Here is a 25296-nt window from a genome sequence, read left to right on the forward strand (position 1 = left end):
CCTGCCATCTCTTGCAAGGCAACGGTGCCCGTTGGGCGGTGAAGGCGGCGTGGCACACTGGCATCCCGTGACGAGCCCCATTCAGACAGCGACCGCGACCCTGCACACCAACCGCGGCGACATCAAGATCGCACTCTTCGGAAACCATGCTCCCAAGACCGTCGCCAACTTCGTGGGACTGGCACAGGGCACCAAGGACTACAGCGGCGAGAACGCCTCGGGCGGTACCTCCGGCCCGTTCTACGACGGCGTCGTGTTCCACCGGATCATCGAGGGCTTCATGATCCAGGGCGGCGATCCGACGGGCACCGGCCGCGGCGGACCGGGCTACGAGTTCGCCGACGAGTTCCACCCTGAGTTGCAGTTCGATCGGCCCTACCTGCTGGCGATGGCCAACCGCGGTCCGGGCACCAACGGCTCGCAGTTCTTCATCACGGTGGGCCCGACGCCGCACCTGAACCGCAAGCACACCATCTTCGGTGAGGTCGTCGACCCCGAGTCGCAGAAGGTGGTCGACGCGATCGCCACGACGGCGACCGACCGCGGCGACCGGCCCACCGATCCGGTGGTCGTCGACTCCATCACGATCGCCTGACCGCGGCGGTCAGGAACCGGCGCCGGCGTAGCCCGCGTCGGTCAACGCGTCGAGCACGTGCAACGGATCGGTGCCCAGATCCCAACGGGTGAATACCAGTAACCGATCGTCGACGGTATCGATCTCGAGCAACCGGACTTTGCGGGCGAGCCTGCGGAACTCGGTGATGCGGATCAGCTTGACGTCCTCGCGGCGCAGCACCTGAGTGCCGAGCCAGCCCCGGGTGACGAGGCCGTCATCTCTGATTGCCAGCTTGGGCCGCGCGCGCCACGACACGCTTGCAAACAAGATCAATCCCACCGCGGCAACCCCCACTAGAACCCGCCCCGGAGGGTCTGTGATCAGGGTCACAGCGCCGACAGCCAAGATAAGTCCGGCTATGCCGGCGACGACGATGCCGGGAGTCGCCGGACTCCACTCAGTTTGCTGCACGCGTTCTTCACACCCCTCTACCGCCTCGAACGGGGTTATCCACAAGTGCTATCCCCAATGGGGATGAATCACATCCGTGTGATCCGATTACCGCAAGGTTGCTGAACGGGTAACGATCGGCGACCGAGTTGAATGCATACCCCTAGGTCTGTCCGCTCAGCGCCACCGCATCGTGAGCAACAGACCGGTGATCATGAAAGCAAAGGCGATCGCGTAGTTCCACGGACCCAGATCCGCCAGGAAGGGAATCGCCGAGGACGCCAGTTGGAAGACCAGCAACCACACCAGCCCGATCAGCATCAGGCTGATGAACAGTACGACGAACCAGGTGCTCGACGGGCCGGCCTTGACCTTGACCGGGGTCCGGCTCACCGGGTTGACGGTGAAGTCGTTCTTCTTGCGAACTTTGGACTTGGGCATGGTCACCTTCGAGAATCGGGGGCGTCTCAGCTGTGGCCGGGACAGCTCAGTGCGACGATGTACTTACGAGCCTAACGCAGGCGCGGCACAGGAGAGTAAGCCAATGGCGACGTCACGTCGGACAGCCTGGCGGTTCGGCGTGCCGGTGGTCTGCCTGCTCGCCGGACTGCTGTTGGCCACCACCCACGACGTGTCCGGCGGTGACGACATCCGCCGCAGCGACGCGCCGCGCCTGGTCGACCTGGTGCGCGAGACCCAGCAGTCGGTGGACCGGCTCAGCGTCGAGCGCGACCTGCTCTCGAACGACATCGACACCCACCACGGCGGCAGCCCCGGCGCCGACGCGGCGCTGGCCGCGATCACCAAGCGTTCGACGGCGCTCGCGTTCGAGGTCGGCCTCGAAGCGGTCCGCGGACCGGGGCTCGTCGTGACGCTCAACGACGCCCAGCGCGACGCCGAGGGCCGCTTCCCGCGCGACGCCTCCCCCGACGACCTGGTGGTCCACCAGCAGGACATCGACGCCGTGCTCAACGCGATGTGGAGCGCCGGCGCCGAGGGCATCCAGATGCAGGACCAGCGCATCATCGGCACGTCGGCCCCCCGCTGCGTCGGCAACACCCTGCTGCTCAACGGTCGCACCTACAGCCCGCCCTACGTGATCACCGCGGTCGGCGACGCGCGGGCCATGCAGGCCGCGTTGGCCGCGTCCCCCCTCGTCACGCTCTACCGCCAGTACGTGGTGCGGTTCGGGCTGGGCTACTCCGAAGAACCTCGTGCCGCGCTCGAACTGGTCGGGCACAGCGGACCGATCCGGATGAAGTTCGCCGAGCCGGCCGGACCGATCGGGTACTGATCGCGACCAGTAACCTGGGCTGATGCAGGTCTTGGTCGTCGACAACTACGACAGCTTCGTGTTCAACCTCGTCCAGTATCTGGGCCAGCTCGGGGTGCACGCGCAGGTCTGGCGTAACGACGACGAACGACTGGCCACCGACGAAGACATCGCCAGGGCCGCCGAGCAGTTCGACGGCGTGCTGCTGAGCCCCGGTCCGGGCACCCCGGAACGTGCGGGCGCGTCCATCCCGTTGGTGCACGCGTGCGCATCCGCCGCGACGCCGCTGCTGGGCGTGTGCCTGGGACACCAGGCCATCGGCGTGGCGTTCGGCGGGACGGTGGACCGGGCACCGGAGCTGCTGCACGGCAAGACCAGCGTGGTGCACCACTCGAACTCCGGTGTGCTGCAAGGCCTCCCAGATCCATTCACCGCGACCAGGTACCACTCGCTGACGATCCTGCCGGATACGGTGCCCGCCGAACTCGAGGTCATCGCCTGTACGGAGGGCGGCGTGATCATGGGCGTGCGCCACGTCGACCTGCCGATCCACGGTGTGCAGTTCCACCCGGAGTCGATCCTCACCGAGGGCGGTCACCGGATGCTGGCCAACTGGCTCGGCTACTGCGGCGCAGCGCCCGCCGAGGGGCTGGTGCGTCAACTCGAGGACGAGGTCGCGGGCGCCGTGCAGGCGGCTACGACGCGAAGCCCAGCGTGATCGTCGAGCCGAAGTTCACCGCGGCACCCGCCGACGGGATCTGCGTCACGACCGCGTTCGTGCGCTGACCGCTGTTCTGCACGTCGGCGCCCTTGTCGAGGAAACCGGTCCAGCCCAGCGCGCGCAGCCGCGGTTCGGCGTCGGTCCAGAACATGCCCCGCAGATCCGGCATGACGAATTGGTTGCAGCCCGACAGTTGAAGCTGGATCGGGGTGTCGATCGGCAACTCCTGGCCCCCAGGCGGGAGTGTGCCGAGCACCTGTCCGCAGGTTTTCGTGCTGTCGACCTGCACCGTCACTACATTGGGGAATCCTGACGCCGTGAGGATCTGCCGCGCTGGCGCCTCGGTCTGGCCCGTCACGTCCGGAAGCAGCCTGCTGTCGGGGCCCGTGCCCACAATGACGGTGATCTCGTTGGTGATGGCCGAGGTCTGGTTCGCCGGCGGGTTGGTGCCGATCACCTTGTCCTTGAGCTCCGGCGTTGACGGCGACGCCGACTGCCTGAACCGCTCGAAACCGGCCTCGGTGAGCCGCTGCGTGGCCTGGGTGTAGGTGAGGTTGCGGACGTCGGGCACCTCGCGCTGCTCGGGCCCCGTCGACACGTTCAAAGTCACCTCGTCGCCGGCCTCGGCCCAGGTCGCGGTTCCGGGTTCGGTGTTGATCACGTGATCGGGCGGCACGGCGGAGTCGGGCCGCTGCTGCGTGCGGATCTTGAACCCGCGGTTCTGCAGTTCGGCGATGGCGTCGGCGGACGCCTGCCCGCGCACGTCCGGCACCTGCACGCTGCGGGTGCCGTTGCCGAACATGTTGATGGCGACGGTGACGATGACCGTCAGCACGGCCAGCACCGCCACCGCGATCAGCCATCGGCCCACCGAACCCCGGCGCTCGCGGTCGGCGTAGGCGGGCTGCGGCCGCGGCATCGGATCGAGGGGCTCGGTGCGCTCATGGGACGGCGGGGCCGACAGCCACGAACTGCGCTCGGCGTCGGTGAACACCTTCGGGGCGTCGGGCTGCTCACCGCTGTGCACCCGGACCAGATCGGCGCGCATCTCGGCGGCGGTCTGATAGCGGTTGTCGGGGTTCTTGGCCAGCGACTTCAGCACGACGGCGTCGAGTTCGGGGGAGATGTCGGCGTGGCGCTGCGACGGCGGCACCGGATCCTCGCGGACATGCTGATATGCCACCGCGACGGGGGAGTCGCCGACGAAAGGCGGTTCGCCCGTGAGGATTTCGTAGAGCACGCAGCCCAGCGAGTAGACGTCGGAGCGGGCGTCGACCTTCTCGCCGCGCGCCTGCTCGGGCGACAGGTACTGCGCGGTGCCGATCACCGCGGCGGTCTGCGTGACACTGCTGGCGTCGGCCAGCGCGCGGGCGATGCCGAAGTCCATCACCTTCACCGCGCCGGTCTTGCTGATCATGATGTTGGCCGGTTTGACGTCGCGATGGATGATGCCGTGCTGGTGGCTGAAGTTCAGTGCCTGGCACGCGTCGGCGATCACCTCGATCGCCTTCTTCGACTCCATCGGCCCGTCGTTGTGCACGATGTCGCGCAGCGTCACCCCCTCGACGTACTCCATGACGATGTAGGGCAGCGGGCCGGTCGGCGTCTCGGCCTCGCCGGTGTCGTAGACGGCCACGATCGCGGGGTGGTTGAGCGCCGCGGCGTTCTGCGCCTCCCGGCGGAACCTCAGGTAAAAGCTGGGGTCGCGGGCCAGGTCGGCACGCAGCACCTTGATCGCGACGTCGCGGTGCAGGCGCAGATCGCGCGCCAGGTGAACTTCGGACATACCGCCGAAGCCGAGGATCTCACCGAGTTCGTACCGGTCGGACAGGTGCTGAGGGGTGGTCATCGCGGTTTCTGTTTCAAGGCCGGGTGTCGTGAGCCGTCCGGAACCGGCGCCCACGGCGTCACCTGCGTCGTTGCCGGCGACTCGATCGCTTGTAGTCGTATTACCCCGAATTCTCCCGCACCATGGCCGGCGCCCGGCGCTCCGGGCATCGCCCCCGGCGACTCGAACGGCGTCGTCTCGGTGATCGTGTTGGTGATCGTCGGCGGCGGAGCCTGGCGGTCCTGGCGGTCCTGGGCGTTGAGCACGATGAGGATGGCGATGACGATCGCCAGCGCTCCCAGCACGCCCGCGGCCCACAGCAGGGCGCGCTGACCCGAGGAGAACGTGCGCCGCGGCGGCGGCGGGCGGTGGCTGCCGGTCGCCGCGCGCGGCCGGGCCGCGGTCACCGGCGCGCGACCGGTCATATCGGCGGCCGCGCGCGCCTGGGTGGCCGACGGGACGGCGGCGGGGGCGGCCCGCCCGAGCGAGGGTGCGGCGTTCGGCCGCGGGGGTCGACGGCCGGACCGCACCGCGGCCACCGCGTCGGCGAACGGGCCGCCCGAGCGGTAGCGCATCCCGGGGTTCTTGACGAGGGTGATCTCGATCAGCTCGCGCACATTCGGCGGCAGGTCGGCAGGCAGCGGCGGCGGCGTCTCCTTGATGTGCTTCATCGCCACGGTGAGCGCACCGTCCCCGGTGAACGGCCGCTTGCCCGAAACCGATTCGTAGCCAACGACACCCAGTGAGTAGACGTCGCTGGCGGCGGTCGCGTCGTGGCCCAGCGCCTGCTCGGGTGCGATGTACTGGGCGGTGCCCATCACCATGCCGGTCTGGGTGACGGGCGCGGCGTCGACGGCCTTGGCGATGCCGAAGTCGGTGAGCTTGACCTGTCCGGTCGGCGTGATGAGGATGTTGCCCGGTTTGACGTCGCGGTGCACCAGACCCGCACTGTGGGCCACCTGCAGTGCGCGGCCGGTCTGTTCGAGCATGTCCAGCGCGTGCCGCAGCGACAGCCGCCCGGTTCGCTTGAGCACCGAGTTCAGCGGTTCGCCGTTCACCAGTTCCATCACCAGGTAGGCGGTGCGGCCCTCGCCGTCCATGTCGGTCTCGCCGTAGTCGTACACGCCGGCGATGCCGGGGTGGTTGAGCATGGCGACCGTGCGCGCCTCCGCGCGGAACCGCTCGACGAACTCGGGGTCGGTCGAGTACTCGGCCTTGAGGACCTTGATCGCGACGCGCCGGCCCAGCCGGGAGTCGACGCCTTCCCACACCTGGCCCATGCCGCCGGTGGCGATCAGCCGCTGCAGCCGGTAGCGGCCCGACAGCGTGACGCCCACGCGGGGACTCACGAGGCCCCCCGAAGCGCCGCGGCGATGGTGGCCCGTCCGATCGGTGCGGCGAGCGCGCCGCCTGTGGCCGACAGCCGATTGCCGCCGTTCTCGACCAGCACCGCGACCGCCACCTTGGGGGCCGAAGCGGGCGCGAAGGCGATGTACCAGGCATGCGGCGGGGTGTTGCGCGGGTCGGTGCCGTGCTCCGCTGTGCCGGTCTTGGATGCGATCTGCACGCCGGCGATGGCTCCCTTCTGCTGCGTCACCTGCTCGGCGGCGACCATCAGATCCGTCAGTGTATCGGCGACCTGCTGCGACACCGCCCGCCGCTCTTCGGCCGGAGCGGTCGTGGCGACCTCGGCCAGGTCGGGTCCCTTCAGGCTATCCACCAGATAGGGCCGCATCGCTACCCCTTTATTGGCAATGGTCGCGGCGACCATCGCGTTCTGCAGCGGGGTGAGCGCGACGTCCTTCTGCCCGATGCTCGACATCCCGAGCGCGGCGGCGTCCGGGATCGGGCCGACGGTCGACTCGGCCACCTGCAGCGGAATCATCGGGGGAGGAGTGTCGAGCCCGAACGACCGGGCCGTCGACCGCAGCGCTTCGGCGCCGGTGTCGATGCCCAGCTGGACGAACGCCGTGTTGCACGACTTGGCGAAGGCCTCCCGCAGCGAGGTGGTGGGGCCGCCGCCGCACGTCGACCCACCGAAGTTCTCCAGCGTTGCGGTGCTGTCCGGCAACGGAATTCGGGCCTGCGACGTCAACTGGGTGTCCATGTTGGCCCCGCGCTGAAGCGCCGCCGCGGTGGTGATGACCTTGAACGTCGAACCCGGCGGGTAGGCCTCGGAGATCGCCCGGTTCAGCAGCGGTGATTCGGGGTTGTCGCGCAGTGTCTGCCAGGCCGCCGACTGCGCCGCCATGTCGTGCGTGGCCAGCAGGTTGGGGTCGTAGGACGGCGACGACACCATCGCCAGGATCTTGCCCGTCGACGGTTCGAGCGCGACCACCGAGCCCTTGCAGGGGCCGTTGCAGCCGTCCTCCATCGCGTCCCAGGCCGCTTGCTGCACTTCGGGTTTGATCGTGGTGTCGACATTGCCGCCGCGCGGGTTGCGGCCGGTGAAGAAGTCGGCGAGCCGGCGGCCGAACAGCCGCTGATCGGAACCGTTGAGGACGGTGTCCTCGGCGCGTTCGAGCCCCGTGCTCGAGTACTGCAGCGAGTAGAAGCCGGTCACCGGGGCGTACGCAAGGGGATTGGGGTACACCCGGAGGAACCGGAAGCGGCCGTCGGTGGAGACCGAGTAGGCCAGCAGCTGGCCACCCGCCGAGATCTGGCCCCGCTGACGCGAGTACTCGTCGAGCAGCACCCGCTGGTTGCGCGGATCGGTGCGGTAGCCGTCGGCCGTGAACACCTGCGTCAGCGTGGCGTTGGCCAGCAGCAGCACGATCAAGGCCATGACCGTGACGGCGATGCGGCGCAGCGAGGTGTTCATACCTTCTCGATCACCTCGGTGCTGGCCGCCGCGATGGGCGTCGACGCCTGCGGGCCGGCGACGATCGGGCGGCGGGCGGCATGCGAGATCCGCATCAGGATCGCCAGCAGTAGGTAGTTGGCCAGCAGCGACGATCCGCCGTACGACATCCACGGCGTGGTGAGGCCGGTCAGCGGGATCAGTTTCGTGACGCCGCCGACGACGATGAACAGTTGCAGTGCCAGCGTCGAGGCCAGGCCTGCGGCCAGCAGCTTGCCGAAGCTGTCGCGCACGGCGATCGCGGTGCGCAGGCCGCGGATGATGACGATCGTGTAGAGCATCAGGACCGCGGCCAGGCCGACGAGTCCCAACTCCTCGCCGACGGCGGCGATGATGAAGTCCGTCGATGCCGCGGGCACGGTGCCGGGCTGGCCGTTGCCAAGGCCGGTGCCGAAGATGCCGCCCGTCGCGAAGCTGAACAGCGACTGCACCATCTGGTAGCCGGCGCCTTCGGGGTCGGCGAACGGGTCGAGCCAGGTCTGCACGCGGACCCGCACGTGATCGAACAGGTAATACGCCGCAACGCTTCCCGCCGCGAACAGCGCCAGGCCGATGATCACCCAGCTGAGCCGGTCCGTCGCCACGTACACCAGCACCAGGAACGACGCGTACAGCAGCAGCGACGTGCCGAGGTCCTTCTCGAAGATCATCACGCCGACCGAGGCGATCCACGCCGCGAGCAGCGGCGCGAGGTCGCGCGGGCGGGGCAGGTCCATGCCGAGCACATGCTTGCCGGCACTGGTGAACACGCTGCGTTTGGACACCAGCACCGCGGCGAAGAACACCAGCAGCAGGATCTTGGAGAACTCGGCGGGCTGAATCGAGAAGCCGGGCAACTCGATCCAGATCTTCGCGCCGTTCTGCTCCGACATCGACCGCGGCAGCACGGCAGGGATGGCCAGCAGGACCAGACCGGTGAAGCCGCACACGTAGCCGTAGCGCGCCAGCAGACGGTGGTCACGCAGGAAGATCACGACGAGCGAGAACCCGATGACGCCCAACAGCGTCCACAGCATCTGCTGGTTGGCGGTGCCGCCCAGTCCGTCCTGAGTCAGCTCGCCCTGGGCGAGGTCCAGGCGGTGAATCATGACCAGTCCCAACCCGTTCAGCAGGGCGACGACGGGCAGCAGCAGCGGGTCGGCGTAGGGCGCGAACCGTCGCACCGCGAGGTGGGCGCCGGCGAACAGCGCGAGGTAGGCGACGGTGTACTGGGCGAGATCCCAGTGGATGCCCTGCTCCTGGTTCGCCTCGACGAGCAGCAGGGCGACGGTGGTGATCACGGTGGCGAAGCCGAGCAGGAAGAGTTCGGCGTTACGCCGGTTGGGCAGCGGCGGCGTGACCGAGATTGCGGCCTGCGGCTGGGTTGTCATGCCTCGACTCCCGCTCGCCTTCGGGCCGTCATGACACTTCCCGGCAGTTGGTGCCCGGCTCGGGCGGCGGTGGCGGTAGCGCGGTCACCGTCGGGGGTGGCGGCGGCTTCGGCGACGGGCTGGGCGTCGGCGGGGCGGGCGACGGGGACGGCGTGGCGGTATCCGGCGGCGGCGGTGTGACGGTGCGCGGTGTCTCGGGCGCCGGGGTTGCGGTGCCGCCAGTGGCGGGCGGATTGTTCGGAACGCCAGGCGAATTGGTCGGCGCCGGGCTGTGCGGCACCGCGCTGGTGGCAGGCGGCGGGGCAGCTGGCGCGCAGACGGGTAGCACCGAATCGCGGGCGAGCTGGTGAATCTGGGCGATCGCCTCCTCGAGGGTGCCGCCGGGCAGGCCCGCGACGACCTGTGCGCGTTCCGAGGGCCGCATGTCGTTGACGCTGAGCATGCGGCAGCTGCGGTTGTTCCGGGGTTCGTCGGCCCCGATGAGCGACAACTCGTTTCGGTCGTTGAGGCAGCCGAGCCGATACGGTTCCTGCAGCGCTACACCGAGAAAGGAACCCTGAACACCCCGCATGATCGACACCGTGCCGTCGTGGGCGGTGACGTAGTAGTTGTTGCGGACGATCTCCCGAGCCACAGCGAGGCCGGCCACCACCACCAGAACTAGAACGGCGGCGGCGATGAACATTCGGCGCCGCGACCGAGGCGGGCGCGGCGGCTCCTCAGGTTCGGGCAGTGGGCGTTTGACCTCGTTGCGTTTCGGGTTGAACGCCGACGCCCGCCCCGCGGCGGTGTTGGGCGGCGGCTGATCGTCGTCGCCGGACACCGCCCCGGCCAGGATCGGCTGCGTCTGGCCGTAGTCGTAGTCGACGACGTCGGCGACCACCACGGTCACGTTGTCCGGTCCACCGCCGCGCAGCGCCAATTCGATGAGCCGGTCGGCGCTTTCGGCGACGTCGGAGATCTGCAGCGCTTCGAGAATGGTTTCGTGACTGACCGGGTCGGAGAGCCCGTCGGAGCACAGCAGATAGCGGTCGCCGGCGCGGGCCTCGCGCATGATCAGTGTCGGTTCCACCTCGTGCCCGGTCAGGGCGCGCATGATCAGCGAGCGCTGCGGGTGGCTGTGCGCCTCCTCGGCGGTGATCCGGCCCTCGTCGACGAGCGTCTGCACGAAGGTGTCGTCCTTGGTGATCTGGGTCAGCTCGCCGTCGCGCAGCAGATACCCGCGTGAGTCGCCGATGTGCACCAGGCCAAGGCGGTTGCCCGCGAACAGGATTGCGGTCAACGTGGTGCCCATGCCCTCGAGCTCCGGGTCGGCCTCCACATGCGTCGCGATCGCCGAGTTGCCCTCGCGGACGGCGGAATCCAGCTTGCTCAGCAGGTCGCCGCCGGGCTCGTCGTCGTCGAGGTGCGCCAGGGCGGCAATCACCAACTGGGAGGCGACCTCACCGGCCGCGTGCCCGCCCATCCCGTCGGCGAGCGCGAGCAACCGGGCGCCGGCGTAGACCGAGTCCTCGTTGTTCGCCCGGACCAGGCCGCGGTCGCTGCGCGCGGCGTATCGAAGCACAAGTGTCACGGGCGCAGCTCAATTACCGTTTTGCCGATTCGAACCGGCGTGCCCATCGGAACGCGTACCGCCGTCGTCACCTTCGCCCTGTCGAGGTATGTGCCGTTGGTCGATCCTAGGTCTTCGACGTACCACTCCGAACCTCGAGGCGACAGCCTGGCGTGCCGCGTGGAGGCGTAGTCGTCGGTGAGCACCAGCGTCGAGTCGTCGGCCCGACCGATCAGCACGGGCTGGCTGCCCAGCGTGATGCGGGTGCCTGCCAGGGCACCCTCGGTGACGATCAGGTGCCGCGCCACGTTGCGTCGGCCGCGGTTGGGTAGCAGCGATGCGCGCAGCGGCAGCCCCCGCCGCACCATGACCGCACCCGTCGGCGCGTAGAGGTCGGTCCGCAGGATCCGCAGCACCGACCAGATGAACAGCCACAGCAGCAAGAGGAAACCGACGCGCGTCAGTTGCAGTACCAACCCCTGCATCTGACGTCCTCTCCGTCCCCGTCCCGTTTTCCGTCGCGTCGGCACCGCACAGTCCGCCTCGGCACCGTCACGATACTTGGACGGTTACCGACGTGAGGGGGAAGCGAAGAGCTTCCCCGGCCACGGCCGGCCGCAGCGATCAGTGCACGCGGACGATGATCTCGGAGTGGCCCAGCCGGATCACGTCTCCGTCGGCGAGCTGCCACTCCTGCACCGGCGCATTGTTGACCGTGGTGCCGTTGGTGGAGTTGAGGTCGGACAGAAGCGCGACCTGACCGTCCCACCGGATCTCCAGGTGCCGCCGCGACACGCCGGTGTCGGGCAGGCGGAACTGCGCATCCTGGCCACGCCCGATCACGTTCGTGCCCTCGCGCAGCTGATACGTCCGGCCGCTGCCGTCATCGAGCTGAAGCGTGACGGTGGCCGCCCCGGCCGGGTAGTCGCCCTGGCCGTAATCGGCGTAGCCGCCCTGCTGGCCGTAGTCGTAGCCACCGCCCGCGGGCTCGGCGTATCCCGGCTCGGCGTAGCCGCCACCCGCCGGCGGCGGGGCGTCGGAGTAGCGGCCGTAGTCGGGCTGCGCTCCGTATCCCTGGTCCGGGCGGCCGTAGGACTGTGCGCCGTAGCCGCCCTGGTCCGGGTAACCGCCCTGGTCGGGATAGCCGCCCTGATCCGGGTAACCGGGCCGCGGCTCGGGCCTGCCGTAGCCGCCGTCCTCGTGCCGGCCCGGCGCGGGCGGACGGCCGTAGTCGTAATCACCCGCGGGGGCACCGCCGTAGCCCGGCTGGCCGCCGCCCTGGGGCGGACCGTAGCCGCCGGGGGCCTGGCGGTAGCCCTGGTCCGGCGGGTAGCCGCCGCCGGGAGGCGGTCCGTACCCGGCGGGCGGACGCTGCTCGTAGGACGGCGGCGGATAGCCGCCCTGGTCCGGGTAGCCGCCTTGGTCGGGGTAACCGCCCTGGCGCGGCGGGTAGCCCGGCTCGCCCTGTGGCGGGTAGCCCCCCTGCTCCGGTGGGGGATAGCCGCCCTGGTCCGGCGGGGGATAGCCGCCCTGGTCCTGCGGCGGGTACTGGCCGCGGTCGTCTTGACGGCCGTATCGGTCGTCGTAATATTCGTCGGCGGGCCGCCCCGGTCCTTGGCCGCCGCGGTAGCCGGGATTGTCGCTCATCGGTGGTACTCCTGATTCTGCGCTGGACGCACGTTCTCGAGGTGGTGGGGCGGGTTCGCCTGTGGTCGAGTCAGGATTGACCGCGCCACGCGCGCGAAACTGTCCGGTGTGCAGTTGGGGTGACTGCTCGAACCTGACGACCACATCACCATACGTTTGCCACCCCTGGTCATGGATGTATCCCTCCAAGTGCTTGGCAAAAGCGGTCGTCGTGAGGTCTGGGTCGGCGCTCACCTTCTTGTAGTCAGGCACACTGAGGGTAATGACGTAGTCGTTTGGGGCCAAAACTCGGCCGCCGTGCACGTCGCGCGTCCCGGTGTCGGCCTCCCGGCGCAACATCGCCTCGACCTCGGCCGGAACGATCGATCCGCCGAACATCCGGGCCGACGCGTCGCCGACGGTGGACTCGAGTTTGCGCTCGATGCGGTCGATCAGACCCATATCACCGCCCGCCTCACTCGTCGTTTCCGTCGACCGTGCTCGTGCGCACGCGAGCCAGCGTGTCGCACTGGCCACTTTGCTTATTGCATGGTATCGGCCCAGCACGCCGCTGCGGGACCAACAGAATTCTGAGAATCGAATTGCGACTGGTCAGGGTCCTGTTCGTGATGCTTCCGCCGCCTGGGATTGGCACTGGTGGGGGAGCCGGTACGGTTGGGGAACGGGGTGGCCAGCGTGATAGGCTCCCCCGGTCGTTGGGGCGAGTGGCGGAATGGCAGACGCGCTGGCTTCAGGTGCCAGTGTCCTTCGGGACGTGGGGGTTCAAGTCCCCCTTCGCCCACAAGAGAGCGGTTCGACGAATCGCAGCGCACAGAGGTCACGAACTCGAAAGAGGTCGTGACCTCTGTGCTTGGTGGTCGTTCCTCCGCGTGTGAAGAGTGCGGCCACACCCGGTGACGCGACGTTGAGTGCTTCGAGTTGGTGACGGGGTGCCGCTCGAGTCGCGGAGTGCATGCGCAGGTCGCCCGGTCAACAGTCGCAGCGAGAGCCATGACGGCAGTGTTGGAAAGAACGGGGTGCCGCCGCCCACGGCGGTGGGCGCGACCACGATCCGGTACTCGTCCAGGAGTCCGGCCTGCACGATCGGTGCGGCCAGCGTCGCGCCGGCCACCTCCACGCGCCAGCACGACAACGGGCTTGAAGACGAGTACGTGTCGGGTCTGGCCGCGGCGATCCGGTGGAGCTTCGATCGCGCCAAGCGGGGAAGCGTCGGTGTAGCCCCACAAAGTGCCTGTCGTCGGCACGCCTGAGCCGAATGGATTGTCGGCACGGTAGTTTTCTCGAGATGCGTCATGCATATCTTGTGCTCCTGTTGGCTGTCGCGCTGGTGTGCGCGGCGTGCGGTTCCACGGTGCAGGGGACGGCGGTCAAGTCGACCGGAGGCCCGACGGGCCCCGCGCTGAACTTCGACTCGCTCGATCCCGGTCGGTACCCGACGAAGCCCAGGGAGCCGCTCGGCGTGACCGGTGATCCCTTGGTCGGCGCGATTGTCGAGGCCCAGCGGATGGCCAACCACGTCATCGGCCCGTGGGAGGTCGACCCGGTGCTGACGGGATACTTCGCCTTCGGCGCCGTCGTGATGCCGGCGGCCGAGACGCTGGCGCTGATCGGGCCGATGGACCTGGCCGCGGCTGCGGGCAGGCACAGCATGGTCAACGCGTTCGCTTCCGCTCGTACGGAGGAGAACCGCCGGATCCTGCTCAACGCGGTGTTGCGGTTCAGCGACGAGGGCGCGGCGTCGGCGGCCGCCACCGACATGGGCGAGACCGCGATGCGGCAGCAGGGCGCCGACGGGCCGGCGCGCAAGCAGGAGATCCCCGGGCATCCCGAGGCGCAGGCGAACAGCTACACCACGGCCGACCGCAGCGCCGGACGGTGGAACGCGGTGCGGTCGTTCACCGCCCACGGCCCGTACGTCCTGATGCAGTTGGCCCAGTCGGCCGACGGGATGGACCAGGCCGCGCAACTCGTGGCCAAGAGCCTCGACCTGCAGGTGCCCGAGATCGACAAGTTCCGCGCCACCGACCCCAGCGAGTTCGCCGACATCAGCCTGGATCCGTCGGGTCTGCTCGCGCGCACCATTCCCCTGGAGCGCCGAGATCCGTCGTTCGCCAAGAACGCGACCTACGAGAAGCGCGGCGCACTGCACTTCCAGTCCGACGCGAACCGGTCGGCCAAGCTGTTCGACGACACCGGCGTCGACCTCGTCGCGATGGCGGACACGAACGTCTACGAGACACGCGACGCCGACGGCGCCAAGGGCGTCGCGGAGGGCTTCTACGCGGAGGTGTCGCCGACCGCCAAGCCCGCCACCGCGGTGCCGAACATGCCTGGCAGCCGCTGCCTGCAGTTGACCGACGGCGCGTTCTACTGCCTGGCCACCGCCGACCGCTACGCGCTGGAGGTGAGCGCGCCGACCCTGCTGGCCGCGCAGCAGATGACCGCCGCGCAATACATCATGCTGATGAGCCAGTAAGCACGCCGCGCAGCACCAGCTCGCTGAGATCCGTTGCGGCCGCGTCGATGTCGCGGACCCGTCGGACACATACCGCATACCACGCGCCGCCCGCGATCACGTCCAGGATCGTGTCGGCGTTGATGCCCTTGCGCGCGACGCCCGCGGCGACCGCGTCGCCGACCCGCTCGCCGAGTTGGCTGCGCGCGGTGGCCTCCAGCCGGTCGGAGAGCACCCGCCGCATCCGACGATCCGAGCGTAAGTCGTTGAGCAGACCGGGAATCGACTCGCGGACCGCCGCGTCGCCGTACATCGCGAGCGCACCCCGGCACAGCCGCCGGATCTCGGCGGCGAAGTCGTCGCACGGCGACTCGGGTCCCAGGTCGGGAAACAGTGCCTCGTGCACCAGGTGCGCCTTCGAACTCCAGCGGCGGTAGACCGCGGGCCTGCTGACTCCGGCGGTTGTCGCGATCAGGTCGATGGTGGTGGCGGCATAGCCCCGCTGGGTCAGCAGCCGCCGCGTCGCGGCCAGCACATCGGCATCGATCGACGGGTCGCGCCGCGAACCCTGGCGCCGGTGCCGCGCCGTCGTGGTGTCGGCCATTCGCCCGCCCCCTCGCCGATTTGTCGTTACAGTCTGTCACAACAAGTGGAAGAACGTGGAGGCCGCGATGACCGCCGAACTCAGCACTCCGCTCGCCGCACCCGGGCAGGACGGTCGCCACCTGTACACCTGCCCGCTGTGCGAGGCCATGTGCGGCTTGGAGATTCAGGTCGATAGGGGACGGGTGGCCCGCATCCGCGGCAACCGCGACGACACCTGGAGCCACGGCCACATCTGCCCGAAGGGCGCCACGCTCGGCGCGGTACACGAGGATCCCGACCGGATCCGGCGACCGATGGTCAAGGTCGACGGGCAGTGGCAGGAGGTCAGCTGGGACGCCGCCTTCCGGCGCTGCACCGAACTGCTGGCACCGGTGATCGAGAAGCACGGCATCGGAGCGGTCACCTGCTACACCGGAAACCCACTGGCGCACTCGTTCTCGCTCGGCCGCTACACCGGTGTGCTGCTGGGCATGTCCGGTATTCCGCTGTCGTATTCGCCCGGCACCGTGGACCAGTGGCCGAAGAACCTCTCGTCGCATCTGATGTACGGCGGATGGTGGACCTTCCCGGTGCCCGACATCGAACGCACCGACCTGCTCGTGGTGATGGGCGCCAATCCCGCCGCATCGCAGGGATCCCTGCTGGCCGCCCCGGACGTGATGGGCATCATCGACGCAATTCGCAAGCGCGGCAGGGTGATCGTCGTCGACCCCGTGTGCACCGCCACCGCGGCCAGGGCCGACGAATGGCTGCCGATCACCCCCGGGACCGACGCGGCGCTGCTGCTCGCGGTCACGCATACGTTGTTCGCCGAGGACCTGGTGTCGCTGGGCGAGCCGGCGCCGCACGTCGAGGGGCTTGACCGGATGCGCGAGGCGGCCGCCGACTGGTCACCGGAGCGGGTCGCCGGGGTGACCGGTATCGACGCCGAACGGATCCGGGCGTTGGCCCGAGAGCTGGCCGGCACCGGGCGCGCCGTCGTCTACGGCCGAATCGGGTTGTGCAACCAGGAGTTCGGCAGCCTGGCGAGCTGGCTCGTCGACGTCGTCAACATCCTCACCGGCCACTTCGACACCCCGGGCGGGTCGATGTTCCCGCGCGCGGCGGCCTGGTCGATGACGGTCCAGCCGATCCCCGGTCTGGAGGACGGCGCTCCGGACTTCGGCCGGTTCCGCACTCGCGTGCGCGGCGCCAAGGAGGTGCTCGGCCAGGTGCCGGTGTCGTGTCTTGCCGAGGAGATCGCGACGCCGGGGGAGGGCCAGATCAAGGCGCTGATCACCGTCGCGGGCAACCCGGTGCTGTCGACGCCGGCGGGCCACAAGCTCGACGAGGCGCTGCCGATGCTGGACGCGATGATCGCCGTCGACCTGTGGATCAACGAGACCACCCGGCACGCGGACGTGATCCTGCCCGCGCCGTCGCCGCTCGAACAGCCGCACCACGACGACCTGATTCTCAACTTCGCGATCAACAGCATCGCCAATTACTCGGCGCCGGTGTTCGAACCCGAGGACCGTGACCGGCCGCAGGAGTGGGAGATCCTGATCCGGCTGACCGGCCTGTGCACCGGCACACCCGCCGAGGACGTCGACGTCGCCGCCATCGACGACGGCTTCTTCGACTACCTGGCGTTCACCCAGGGCCTCGACGGCGCGGAGTTGCGGAAGCAATACGCACATGGTGGACCCGAGCGGATCCTCGACCTCACCCTGCGCACGGGCCCGTTCGGCGACCGCTACGGCGAGAACCCCGACGGCCTGACGCTGGAGAAGCTCAAGGCGCAGCCGAACGGCATCAACTTCGGGCCGATGGTGCCGCGGGTGCCGGACGTGCTGGGCACCGCCGACAAGAAGATCCGGCTCGCGCCGCAGTACCTGTTGGACGACCTGCCGCGGCTGGCCGGCAGGCTCGACCGCGCGCCCGAGGAGTTGGTGCTGGTCAGCCGGCGCCATCTGCGGTCCAACAACTCGTGGCTGCACAACGTCGCGCCGTTGATGAAGGGCGCGGACCTTGCGCACGCGAGGAGCATGAGCAACAGATGCACCCTGCTGATGCACACCGACGACGCGGTCAAGCGCGGCGTCGCGACGGGCGACCTCGTCACGGTGACGTCGGAGGGCGGCCGCATCGAGGTGCCAGTCGAGGTGACCGACGCGATCAAGCCCGGCGTGGTGTCCATGCCGCACGGGTGGGGCCACGGGCAACCGGGAACGCGGATGGCCGTCGCCAACGAGACGCCAGGCGTGAACACCAACATCCTGTCGCCCCCGATGTTCATCGACGAGCCGTCCGGCAACGGGGCGCTGAACGGTATCCCGGTGACGGTGACCGCGTCGGCGACCTGACAGTATTCGATCCGTGGGCAAGAACGAACGCGCAAAGATCGTCATGTCCGACGACGAGATCGCCGAATTCATCGAGCGCAGTCGCACCGCGACGATGGCGACCGTGCTGCCGGACGGCAGGCCGCACCTGGTTGCGATGTGGTACGCCGTGCTCGACGGCGAGATCTGGTTCGAGACGAAGGGCAAGTCGCAGAAGGCCGTGAACCTGCGCCGCGATCCGACGGTGACGGTGATGATCGAGGACGGCGACACCTACGACACCTTGCGCGGTGTCTCGATCGACGGCCGCGCCGAGATCGTCGACGACCCGGGAACCGTTCTGCGCGTGGGCATCAGCGTGTGGGAGCGCTACACCGGACCGTACTCCGACGACATGCGCCCGTTCGTCGACCAGATGATGAACAACCGTATCTGCGTGCGGGTGGTGCCGACCAGGACGCGCAGCTGGGACCACCGCAAGCTCGGCATGCCCGCCATGCCGGTGGGCGGCAGCACGGCGCAGTACCTGTCGAAGGAGGCGTGATGGACCCGGCCAACAAGCCGAAGCAACTGAACTCGCCGGTGATTTCGAAGATCATGAAGTACGCCGGCAAGGCGCACGTCTGGGTGTACCGGCGCTCGGGTGGCAAGATCGGCGCGAACTGGCGGGTGGGCGCCGGGTTCAAGAAGCCGGTGCCGACGCTGCTGCTCGAACACACCGGGCGCAAGTCGGGCCGCACGCTGGTCTCGCCGCTGGTGTTCATCCATGACGGTGAAGACGTGATCGTCGTGGCGTCCCAAGGCGGTCGGGACACCGATCCGCAGTGGTACCGCAACCTGGTCGCCAACCCCGACGCCCACATCGAGATCGGGGCGGACCGGCGCGCGGTGCGAGCTGTCACGGCGTCACCCGAGGAGAAGGCCCGGCTGTGGCCGAAGCTGGTCGAGGCCTATGCCGATTTCGACACCTACCAGGCCTGGGCCGACCGCGATATCCCGGTGGTGGTCCTCAAGCCGCGCTAATCATCCCCGACGTGATTGCCGATGAGATTCATGTCACAGTCCTGACGCGTTCGACTCCCCCCAAGGGCCGGGTAGCCCAGTAGACAGGTGCGCCTCAAGCGCCGACCCAAAACCCAGAAATGCCTTAGGGGGCAATGACGTATGACGACGACACAGACCGAAACCACGCTGCTCGCGCAACTGCGCACGATTCTCGACCTGACCCACACCGAGATCCAGGTCGCCGAGACCCGGGTCGCGCAGGCCAGGACCGATGCGGTGCGCCGGGAGCTGACCGAGAACGCGGAGAACGGGCGGATCCGTTCCGAGGCGATTCAGAAGGCGATCCGCGACCTTGGCGGATACCCCGACACGATCGGGCCGTTCCTCGGCCGCGCCGCCGCCGCGGTGAAGGCTCTGACCGAGCAGGCCCAGCCGTTCGACGAGGCGCTGCTGGGTGATCTGGCGCTGGAGGATCAGCTGCTGGACCGCGCCCGCTACATCAAGGCCCTCGCGGTCGCGGCCAAGAAGCCCGACGTGCAGGACCTCGCCGATCGCCTGATCACCGCGCACTCGGCGACGGTGAACTGGCTGACCACCGTGCTGGCCGAGGATGCGCTCGGCGGACCGGCCGCGCTGCAGCGCACCCCGCTGCAGGCCGCCGCGGGTACCGCGGTGAAGCTGGCGTACCTGCCGGGACAGTGGTCGGCGCAGTCGGTCGAGCGCATCGCCGAGCTGCTGCGCTCCGCCGGGCCGGCCGTCGAGGATCTGCGCCAGCGTGCCCAGCGCGCCAGCGAGATCACGCTCAAGGCGCTCAGCGCCTCGCGTGATGGTGCGCTGAAGCGGGCCGAGGATGTGGTCCGGCGCGAGGGTGCCGAAAACGCGGCCGACGCGCTGCACAGGGCCCGCGCCGAGGGTGGCGTCGTCGACGCCGACGAGCTGCCGATCGCGGGTTACGACGAGTTGAACCAGACCGAGGCGGTGGCCGCGGTCAAGGAGCTCGACGATCCGAGCGACATCCGCACGATCATCGCCTACGAGGAGATGCACAAGAACCGGCAGCGGCTGGTGTCGGCGGCGCAGACCCGCCTGGCCGACATCGCGCAGGAGGTCGTCGGCCTCAGCTAGCCCGATCTACCGGCAACACCCCGCGGCTTCGGCCGCGGGGTGTTCGCTTGTGCTGCTAGGGATGTGGCGGGTTGAAGCCGGGGTTGGCCAACGCGTTGGCGACGCCGCTGCCGATGGGGCCGTGCTGGTCGACCATGGTGGCGACGCCGGTGGCCACCCCGCCGTGGCTGTAGTGGGTCAACGCGGTCAGCCCGAGATACGGACCGTCGGGCAGGCGGGCGAGCGTCAACGTGTAGTCCGCGTTGATGTACTGCAGGCCGCTCGGACCGTAGTGGGTCAACGAGCTGACCATGTCGCCGGCCATCGCGGCGCGGGTGAACGGCGTGAGCTCGACGCCGGCGACCAGCGGCCGGATGTCGCGCACCCAGATGTGTTTGGGCCCCGAGTGCTGCCAGGCGGCCAGCCCGAAACCCGGTCCGGGGGTGTGGTCGTCCTTCCCGTAGGTCCACACCAGGGTGGTTAGGCCGCGGGGGATCGGGTCAGGCGTCGGCGGCACCGGCGGCATGGTGACCGGCGAGGTCCAGATCTCGTCGGCCGGATGGTCGCCGCGGCGCAGGAAAAGGGCCGTGGCCCTGGCGACGACCGTGTCCCCCTGCGTCATCACCGCGTCGATGAGTTTGAGGCGCCTGCCCGTGCGGGCGACGGTCGTCTCGACGCGCACCGGGGCCAGCGCGGCGGGGCGGAACAGGTCGACGGTGAGGCGGGAGGGTTGGAAGTCCGGATCGCCGCCATCGCGTTCGAGCACGTGGCCGAGCAGGCCGCCGGCGTAGTTGCCGCTGATCGTCTGACCCCACGGACCCCGCGCGATCGGCTCGGGCACGAATGAGTCGCCGTCGGGGGTGAAGAAGGCCGTCCGCGGTGAAGTCACCGCGCCGACGATAGCGGCCTAGCTCATCTAACGATTCGCCAGCCAGCGTTTGACGTCGGTGGACACCGGGTCGACGGCGTCGGCGAACTCGTCATGCCGCTCGACATAGCCCGCCACCATCTCGCAGACGGGCACGATGCGCAGTCCGGCGTCGCGGGTCTGCTGCAATGCCTCGCCGATGAGGATGGTCGCCAGCCCGCGGCCCTCGAAATCCCCGTCGACCTCGGTATGGATGAAGATCCGCTGCCCGTCGCGGTCGGCGAACTCGGTGAGACCGACCCTCTTTCCTTCGACGGTGATGGTGTAGCGGTCGGCCTCGGCGGCGACCTCGGTCGGGGCGCCGGTCTTGTCGGGGGTCATGGCTTCTCTATACCCCGCGGTTGGACCGGGGACGCAACGTCGTGTTCGGCAGGCGAGGGGCGGGCAGGCGGGAGATCGCACCGCGGTAGCCCCGCACCGCACCGAAGCGGTCGTCGCCGTCCTGCCACTGCTGTCGGTACCCGGCGATGTCGGTGTGGCTGCGGCCGACGAAGTTCCACCACATCACCAGCTCTTCACCGAACGGCTCCCCGCCGAGCACGAGCACGCGGGCGGGTACCTCCCCGCGGCTCTCGACCACCAACTCGTGGTGGCCGGCTGACTGGAAAGCCAGATCGGCTACACCGAGCGTGGTACCGCCCATCGCGACGTCACCGTCATCGAGCAGCACCCCGTGTTCGTACGCCGGGTCGACGTCGAAGACCAGGTGGGCGCGTGGCGCAAGGTCGACCTGAGCGCCCAACAGCGGCGTGAACGTGTGCACCGGTGAGCGCACTCCGGCCAGCTCACCGAGGAACACGCGCACCGTCGCGCCTTCGACGGGCCGCGGCGGCGGCGCGAAGTGCACGAAATCGCGCGCAGTGTCGCGAGCGGCGTCCGGGAGGGCCACCCACAACTGCACACCGTGCAGCACCGTCGTCGCCGGAGTCGACACCTCGGAGTGGCAGATGCCCGCTCCGGCGGTCATCAGGTTCAGTTCGCCGGGCCGCACCATGGCGTGCACCCCCGCGCTGTCGCGATGCTCAACCTCCCCGTCGAACAGCCAGCTGACCGTCTGCAACCCGGTGTGCGGATGTGGTGGCACATCCATCCCGGGGCCGGAACGAACGTCGTGTGGGCCGTAGTGGTCGGCGAAGCACCACGCCCCGATCAGAGAACGCGCCCGCTGGGGCAGCGTCCGTCGCACCCGGATGGCGCGCGGCCCACCCAACGGCACGTCGCGGGGGTGTAGGACACCAGCGAACGGGGTTGCCGCGCAGGCGACTTCGTCGGGCGCCGCTTCGGTGTTGCTCACCAGACCACAGTAGGCCTCAGCCCGTCATCGCCAAGCGGATCACCTCCAGGTCGTGGTCGTCGATCCTGAACACGCCGAAGCGGAACTTGTAGCCCCAGCGTGACTTGTCCTCGATGAAGTCCAGCCGATCGATCAGCGGGCGGATCGGCGTCTCGGTGCACTCGAGGAAGTCGACGTTGCGCCGCCACGGCTGGAACTCCGGCGACACGTCGACCTGGTACGGCTCGTCGTCGGCGATCTGCCCGATGGCCGTGAACGCCTGCAGCGGTGGGCCGTCGGGGTGGACCGTCCTCGGTGAGTAGAAGACGATCCAGTCGCCGCGCGCCATCTTGCGCAGCATGTTCGGCTTGCCGTGGTTCGCCTGCGTGAAGCGGCCGCGCACCCCGAGTGCGACGTGCTCGCGGCTCACAGTGTTCATCCAGTTGGTCATGACCGCACGCTAAGCGCGCGGGCCGACAGTCGGGCATCCGCTGCGCCGGGGCTGTGGATAACTAGCATCGGACGTCGTGAGTGACGAGCCGGTCCGCGACGATCACGCCGAACTGCTGCGCCGCCGCGCGCTCACCGAGGACACCGCCCGCCCGGACGCCGTGCAGCGCAGGCACGGCGCGAATGCCAGGACGGCGCGGGAGAACATCGCAGACCTCGTCGACGCGGGCTCTTTCGTCGAGTACGGCCGGTTCGCCATCGCCGCGCAGCGGCACCGCCGCGACCTCGCCGATCTGATCGCCCGGACACCGGCCGACGGGCTGATCGCCGGCACGGCGCGCATCAACGGCGACCTCTTCGGTGACGAGCGCAGCGCCTGCGCCGTGCTGTCCTACGACTACACGGTGCTCGCGGGCACCCAGGGCGCGCTCGGTCACCGCAAGAAGGATCGGTTGTTCGAGCTGATCGAACGGATGCGGCTGCCGACGGTGTTCTTCGCCGAGGGCGGCGGCGGCCGGCCCGGCGACACCGACATCCCGGTGGTGTCCGCGCTCGACGCCCGAGCCTTCAAGCTGTGGGCGGCGCTGTCGGGCGTGGTGCCCCGCATTGCGGTGGTCAAGGGCCGCTGCTTTGCGGGCAACGCGGTGATCGCGGGCTGCTCCGATCTGATCGTGGCGACCGAGGACACGTCGATCGGAATGGGCGGGCCCGCGATGATCGCCGGCGGTGGGCTCGGCGACGTGCCGCCCGACGAGGTCGGCCCCGTCGCGGTGCAGGCGCCCAACGGCGTGGTCGACGTGGTCGTCGCCGACGAGGCGGAAGCCGTCGCGGTGACGAAGAAGATGCTGGCCTACTTCCAGGGCTCGACAGCGCCCGCGCCGGCGGTCGACCAGAAGCGGTTGCGCACGATCGTTCCCGAACGTGCCCGGCGCGCCTACCAGGTCGCCCCGATCATCGAGACGCTCGCCGACGAGGGCTCGGTGACGTTCCTGCGCCCGAGGTTCGCGGCGGAAATGGTCACCGCGCTGGCGCGCGTCGGCGGTCGTGCAGTGGGCGTCATCGCGAACAACACGATGGTGATGGCCGGCGCGATCACGGCCGCGGCGGCCGACAAGGCGGCTCGCTTCCTGCAGTTGTGCGATGCGTTCGGGCTTCCGGTGGTCTCGCTCGTGGACTGCCCGGGGTACATGGTGGGCCCGGCCGCCGAGGCCGAGGCGCTGGTGCGGCGCGGCTCGCGGATGCTGGTCGCCGGCGCCGCTCTGGAGGTGCCGCTCGTCGCGGTCGTGCTGCGGCGCGGCTACGGGCTCGGTGCGCAGGCGATGACCGGCGGCAGCCTGCACGAGCCGGTGCTCACCGTCGCGTGGCCCGGCGCGCATCTCGGCCCGATGGGGCTGGAAGGCGCGGTCCGGCTGGGGATGCGCAAGGAACTCGACGCCATCCCCGACGCCGACGAACGCGAGGAGCGGGTCCGCCAGGCGACGGCTGCCGCGCAGGAGAATGCCAAGGCGCTCAACGCTGCCCAGCTCTTCGAGATCGACGACGTCATCGATCCGGCGGACACCCGGGACATCATCATCAACACATTGGCCGCGGCCACCGCGCACGCACCTCGCGGTGTGGGTCGACGGTTCGTCGACACCTGGTAGCCGCGGCGGATACTCGGGGGACGGTGCCGCCTGCGCCTCTCGGCGAGTGGTCGCTCGGGTGACGCATGACGAACTTGGATATCGCTGACATTGCTTCAATCGACGCGAAACTCCGCCTACTCGCAGCCTTGCGGCGGGTGGCGGCGGAGCATGCAGTGGTGCCGTCCATCGAACCTGTTGACCGTCTACTTGACGAACGGGCCGCTGCGGCCGCCAGATAACCCTTCGCATCTACGCAGCCCCTGGGTTTACGCTGGAATGTCGCGCTGCCACCAGGGTGTGCAGCGTTTCTACGTCACATCTGGAGGGGATTCTGGCTGAGGGCACGATGACTGACGAAGACTGGCACGCCACGGATCAGGGACGCGCCATTGATGCGTTCCTCAAGTACTCCATGAGCATTGCGCTGTCATGGGCCGGTAGCGAATTGGGCGGGCTTCTTACGGGAGTAATCGGGGTGATGGGGAAGTCAGTGCTCGATAACCCCGAACTCTGGCGCAAGCTCGGCAGAACGCAAGAGCAGATTGAGCGACTCCAGTCGCACGAGAAGTATATACGGATGCTTGACCCCAAATACGATCAAGCAGTGCGTAGTTCGATCCTCGTGATCGGAGCATGTAGCGCTATCGAGGCGTGCATCGAAGACATGTCAAAGGGGATCATCCGCCGCGATCCGTCGATACTGGACGGGACACGGTACGACGCCACCGCTGTCGCACAGAAGCACGTGTTGACCGATGCCGACGAGACCCTCGACAAGCAGTGGCGTCGTATCGAGAACACAGTCGATAAGGAGTTGTCGCTCTGCGAACGATTTGAAGCAATGCTGGCAGTGATTCACCGTGACGGCCCTGTGCCTCAGGTGATCGCGGACGACTTCAACACGGCATACGCGATTCGCAATGTGTGGGCGCACAACGCAGGCTATGCGGACGCCAACTTCATCGCCAAGGCTCCTCAGCTCGAGTTCCAGCTTGGCGACTTGGTGACTTTCGACGTGAAAGACGGTACGACAAGTCGCTACCTGTCAGTAGTGCTCACATACGGCATGATCGTCGCGAACCGCGACCGGGCGGCGCATGGTCTCGACCCGATCCCCATGGAAGGCAAGCCGGGAGAGACTGACTTCGGCCAAGCCTACAGGGGGTTGTACGCCTAGCCGTTGGTTTCCGATTGAGCCACCCGTGGCTCACGGTGGCCACCCGCGACCCGTCCCACTGGGGAGGAATGGGGGCAATAACTAGGCGG

24 protein-coding genes, 1 tRNA gene and 1 pseudogene are annotated in these 25296 nt (G+C 68.8%); 11 read left to right on the plus strand and 15 right to left on the minus strand.

What is annotated here, in order from left to right; translation table 11 throughout:
- The first annotated feature begins 67 nt into the window (after positions 1–67).
- Entirely contained in the window at positions 68–595 is a 528-nt protein-coding gene (locus tag ABGB19_RS15910) for a peptidylprolyl isomerase (RefSeq protein ID WP_347686929.1), read from the plus strand.
- Between the two features lie 9 nt (positions 596–604).
- Here the strand turns inward: ABGB19_RS15910 and ABGB19_RS15915 are convergent, their stop codons facing one another.
- A complete protein-coding gene (locus tag ABGB19_RS15915; protein WP_347686930.1) occupies positions 605–1027 on the minus strand; it encodes a PH domain-containing protein in 423 nt (140 codons plus the stop codon).
- A gap of 156 nt (positions 1028–1183) precedes the next feature.
- Complete coding sequence (gene crgA, locus ABGB19_RS15920) at positions 1184–1447, minus strand: cell division protein CrgA (protein WP_347686931.1); 264 nt, start codon at positions 1445–1447, stop codon at positions 1184–1186.
- 103 nt (positions 1448–1550) lie between these two features.
- On the opposite strand from crgA, the gene ABGB19_RS15925 reads away from it, so the two are divergent.
- Complete coding sequence (locus ABGB19_RS15925) at positions 1551–2300, plus strand: DUF881 domain-containing protein (RefSeq protein WP_347686932.1); 750 nt, start codon at positions 1551–1553, stop codon at positions 2298–2300.
- 22 nt (positions 2301–2322) lie between these two features.
- Complete coding sequence (locus ABGB19_RS15930; protein ID WP_347686933.1) at positions 2323–2997, plus strand: aminodeoxychorismate/anthranilate synthase component II; 675 nt, start codon at positions 2323–2325, stop codon at positions 2995–2997.
- On the opposite strand, the gene pknB is transcribed toward ABGB19_RS15930, so the two are convergent.
- From pknB to ABGB19_RS15965, 7 genes are all read right to left on the minus strand, one after another.
- Complete coding sequence (gene pknB, locus ABGB19_RS15935; protein ID WP_347686934.1) at positions 2975–4849, minus strand: Stk1 family PASTA domain-containing Ser/Thr kinase; 1875 nt, start codon at positions 4847–4849, stop codon at positions 2975–2977. The genes ABGB19_RS15930 and pknB overlap by 23 nt on opposite strands.
- The gene (locus ABGB19_RS15940; protein WP_347686935.1) at positions 4846–6177 is read right to left on the minus strand and encodes a protein kinase; all 1332 of its coding nucleotides are present in this window, start codon (positions 6175–6177) and stop codon (positions 4846–4848) included. The genes pknB and ABGB19_RS15940 overlap by 4 nt, the downstream gene beginning before the upstream one ends.
- Entirely contained in the window at positions 6174–7649 is a 1476-nt protein-coding gene (gene pbpA, locus ABGB19_RS15945) for a D,D-transpeptidase PbpA (RefSeq protein ID WP_347686936.1), read from the minus strand. The genes ABGB19_RS15940 and pbpA overlap by 4 nt, the downstream gene beginning before the upstream one ends.
- A complete protein-coding gene (locus tag ABGB19_RS15950) occupies positions 7646–9058 on the minus strand; it encodes an FtsW/RodA/SpoVE family cell cycle protein (RefSeq protein ID WP_347686937.1) in 1413 nt (470 codons plus the stop codon). Before ABGB19_RS15950 ends, pbpA begins: the two co-directional genes overlap by 4 nt.
- Before the next feature lie 28 nt (positions 9059–9086).
- The gene (locus tag ABGB19_RS15955; protein ID WP_347686938.1) at positions 9087–10631 is read right to left on the minus strand and encodes a protein phosphatase 2C domain-containing protein; all 1545 of its coding nucleotides are present in this window, start codon (positions 10629–10631) and stop codon (positions 9087–9089) included.
- Positions 10628–11095: an FHA domain-containing protein gene (locus tag ABGB19_RS15960; protein WP_347686939.1), complete on the minus strand. Its 468-nt coding sequence runs from the start codon at positions 11093–11095 to the stop codon at positions 10628–10630. Before ABGB19_RS15960 ends, ABGB19_RS15955 begins: the two co-directional genes overlap by 4 nt.
- 139 nt (positions 11096–11234) lie before the next feature.
- On the minus strand, positions 11235–12698 hold the full coding sequence (locus tag ABGB19_RS15965; RefSeq protein ID WP_347686940.1) for an FhaA domain-containing protein: 1464 nt from the start codon (positions 12696–12698) through the stop codon (positions 11235–11237).
- Between the two features lie 257 nt (positions 12699–12955).
- Here ABGB19_RS15965 and ABGB19_RS15970 point away from each other — a divergent pair.
- Positions 12956–13038, plus strand: a tRNA-Leu gene (locus ABGB19_RS15970).
- Between the two features lie 189 nt (positions 13039–13227).
- On the opposite strand, the pseudogene ABGB19_RS15975 reads toward ABGB19_RS15970, so the two are convergent.
- Positions 13228–13377 (minus strand): annotated as a pseudogene (locus tag ABGB19_RS15975) (dihydrofolate reductase family protein); the annotation flags it as partial.
- Between the two features lie 165 nt (positions 13378–13542).
- On the opposite strand from ABGB19_RS15975, the gene ABGB19_RS15980 reads away from it, so the two are divergent.
- Positions 13543–14733 carry a hypothetical protein gene (locus tag ABGB19_RS15980; RefSeq protein ID WP_347686941.1) on the plus strand — a complete coding sequence of 397 codons (1191 nt, stop codon included), beginning with the start codon at positions 13543–13545 and terminating at the stop codon, positions 14731–14733.
- On the opposite strand, the gene ABGB19_RS15985 is transcribed toward ABGB19_RS15980, so the two are convergent.
- Positions 14714–15316 (minus strand): helix-turn-helix domain-containing protein, encoded by a 603-nt coding sequence (locus ABGB19_RS15985; RefSeq protein WP_347686942.1) that lies wholly within the window; start codon positions 15314–15316, stop codon positions 14714–14716. The two genes, ABGB19_RS15980 and ABGB19_RS15985, sit on opposite strands and share 20 nt — an antisense overlap.
- A gap of 67 nt (positions 15317–15383) precedes the next feature.
- Here ABGB19_RS15985 and ABGB19_RS15990 point away from each other — a divergent pair, with 67 nt between their 5' ends.
- From ABGB19_RS15990 to ABGB19_RS16005, 4 genes are all read left to right on the plus strand, one after another.
- Positions 15384–17663 carry a molybdopterin-dependent oxidoreductase gene (locus ABGB19_RS15990; protein ID WP_347686943.1) on the plus strand — a complete coding sequence of 760 codons (2280 nt, stop codon included), beginning with the start codon at positions 15384–15386 and terminating at the stop codon, positions 17661–17663.
- A 13-nt stretch (positions 17664–17676) separates the two neighbouring features.
- The gene (locus tag ABGB19_RS15995; RefSeq protein ID WP_347686944.1) at positions 17677–18186 is read left to right on the plus strand and encodes a PPOX class F420-dependent oxidoreductase; all 510 of its coding nucleotides are present in this window, start codon (positions 17677–17679) and stop codon (positions 18184–18186) included.
- Positions 18186–18665: a nitroreductase family deazaflavin-dependent oxidoreductase gene (locus ABGB19_RS16000; RefSeq protein WP_347686945.1), complete on the plus strand. Its 480-nt coding sequence runs from the start codon at positions 18186–18188 to the stop codon at positions 18663–18665. Before ABGB19_RS15995 ends, ABGB19_RS16000 begins: the two co-directional genes overlap by 1 nt.
- 141 nt (positions 18666–18806) lie before the next feature.
- On the plus strand, positions 18807–19772 hold the full coding sequence (locus ABGB19_RS16005; protein WP_347686946.1) for a ferritin-like domain-containing protein: 966 nt from the start codon (positions 18807–18809) through the stop codon (positions 19770–19772).
- A 55-nt stretch (positions 19773–19827) separates the two neighbouring features.
- On the opposite strand, the gene ABGB19_RS16010 is transcribed toward ABGB19_RS16005, so the two are convergent.
- Genes ABGB19_RS16010 through ABGB19_RS16025 form a run of 4 tightly spaced genes read right to left on the minus strand, consistent with a single transcriptional unit; the run spans position 19828 to position 22403 of the window.
- A complete protein-coding gene (locus ABGB19_RS16010; protein ID WP_347686947.1) occupies positions 19828–20640 on the minus strand; it encodes an acyl-CoA thioesterase domain-containing protein in 813 nt (270 codons plus the stop codon).
- A 27-nt stretch (positions 20641–20667) separates the two neighbouring features.
- The gene (locus ABGB19_RS16015; RefSeq protein ID WP_347686948.1) at positions 20668–21000 is read right to left on the minus strand and encodes a GNAT family N-acetyltransferase; all 333 of its coding nucleotides are present in this window, start codon (positions 20998–21000) and stop codon (positions 20668–20670) included.
- A 7-nt stretch (positions 21001–21007) separates the two neighbouring features.
- Positions 21008–21973, minus strand: coding sequence for a pirin family protein (locus ABGB19_RS16020; protein WP_347686949.1), 966 nt, complete (start codon positions 21971–21973; stop codon positions 21008–21010).
- Between the two features lie 16 nt (positions 21974–21989).
- Positions 21990–22403, minus strand: a complete 414-nt coding sequence (locus ABGB19_RS16025; protein WP_347686950.1) for an EVE domain-containing protein — start codon at positions 22401–22403, stop codon at positions 21990–21992.
- Between the two features lie 76 nt (positions 22404–22479).
- Here ABGB19_RS16025 and ABGB19_RS16030 point away from each other — a divergent pair, with 76 nt between their 5' ends.
- Both ABGB19_RS16030 and ABGB19_RS16035 read left to right on the plus strand, forming a co-directional pair.
- Positions 22480–24048 (plus strand): carboxyl transferase domain-containing protein, encoded by a 1569-nt coding sequence (locus ABGB19_RS16030; protein ID WP_347686951.1) that lies wholly within the window; start codon positions 22480–22482, stop codon positions 24046–24048.
- A 328-nt stretch (positions 24049–24376) separates the two neighbouring features.
- Positions 24377–25207: a hypothetical protein gene (locus ABGB19_RS16035; RefSeq protein ID WP_347686952.1), complete on the plus strand. Its 831-nt coding sequence runs from the start codon at positions 24377–24379 to the stop codon at positions 25205–25207.
- Positions 25208–25296: the final 89 nt, after the last annotated feature.

Source organism: Mycobacterium sp. B14F4, assembly GCF_039871645.1.
Classification (GTDB): domain Bacteria; phylum Actinomycetota; class Actinomycetes; order Mycobacteriales; family Mycobacteriaceae; genus Mycobacterium.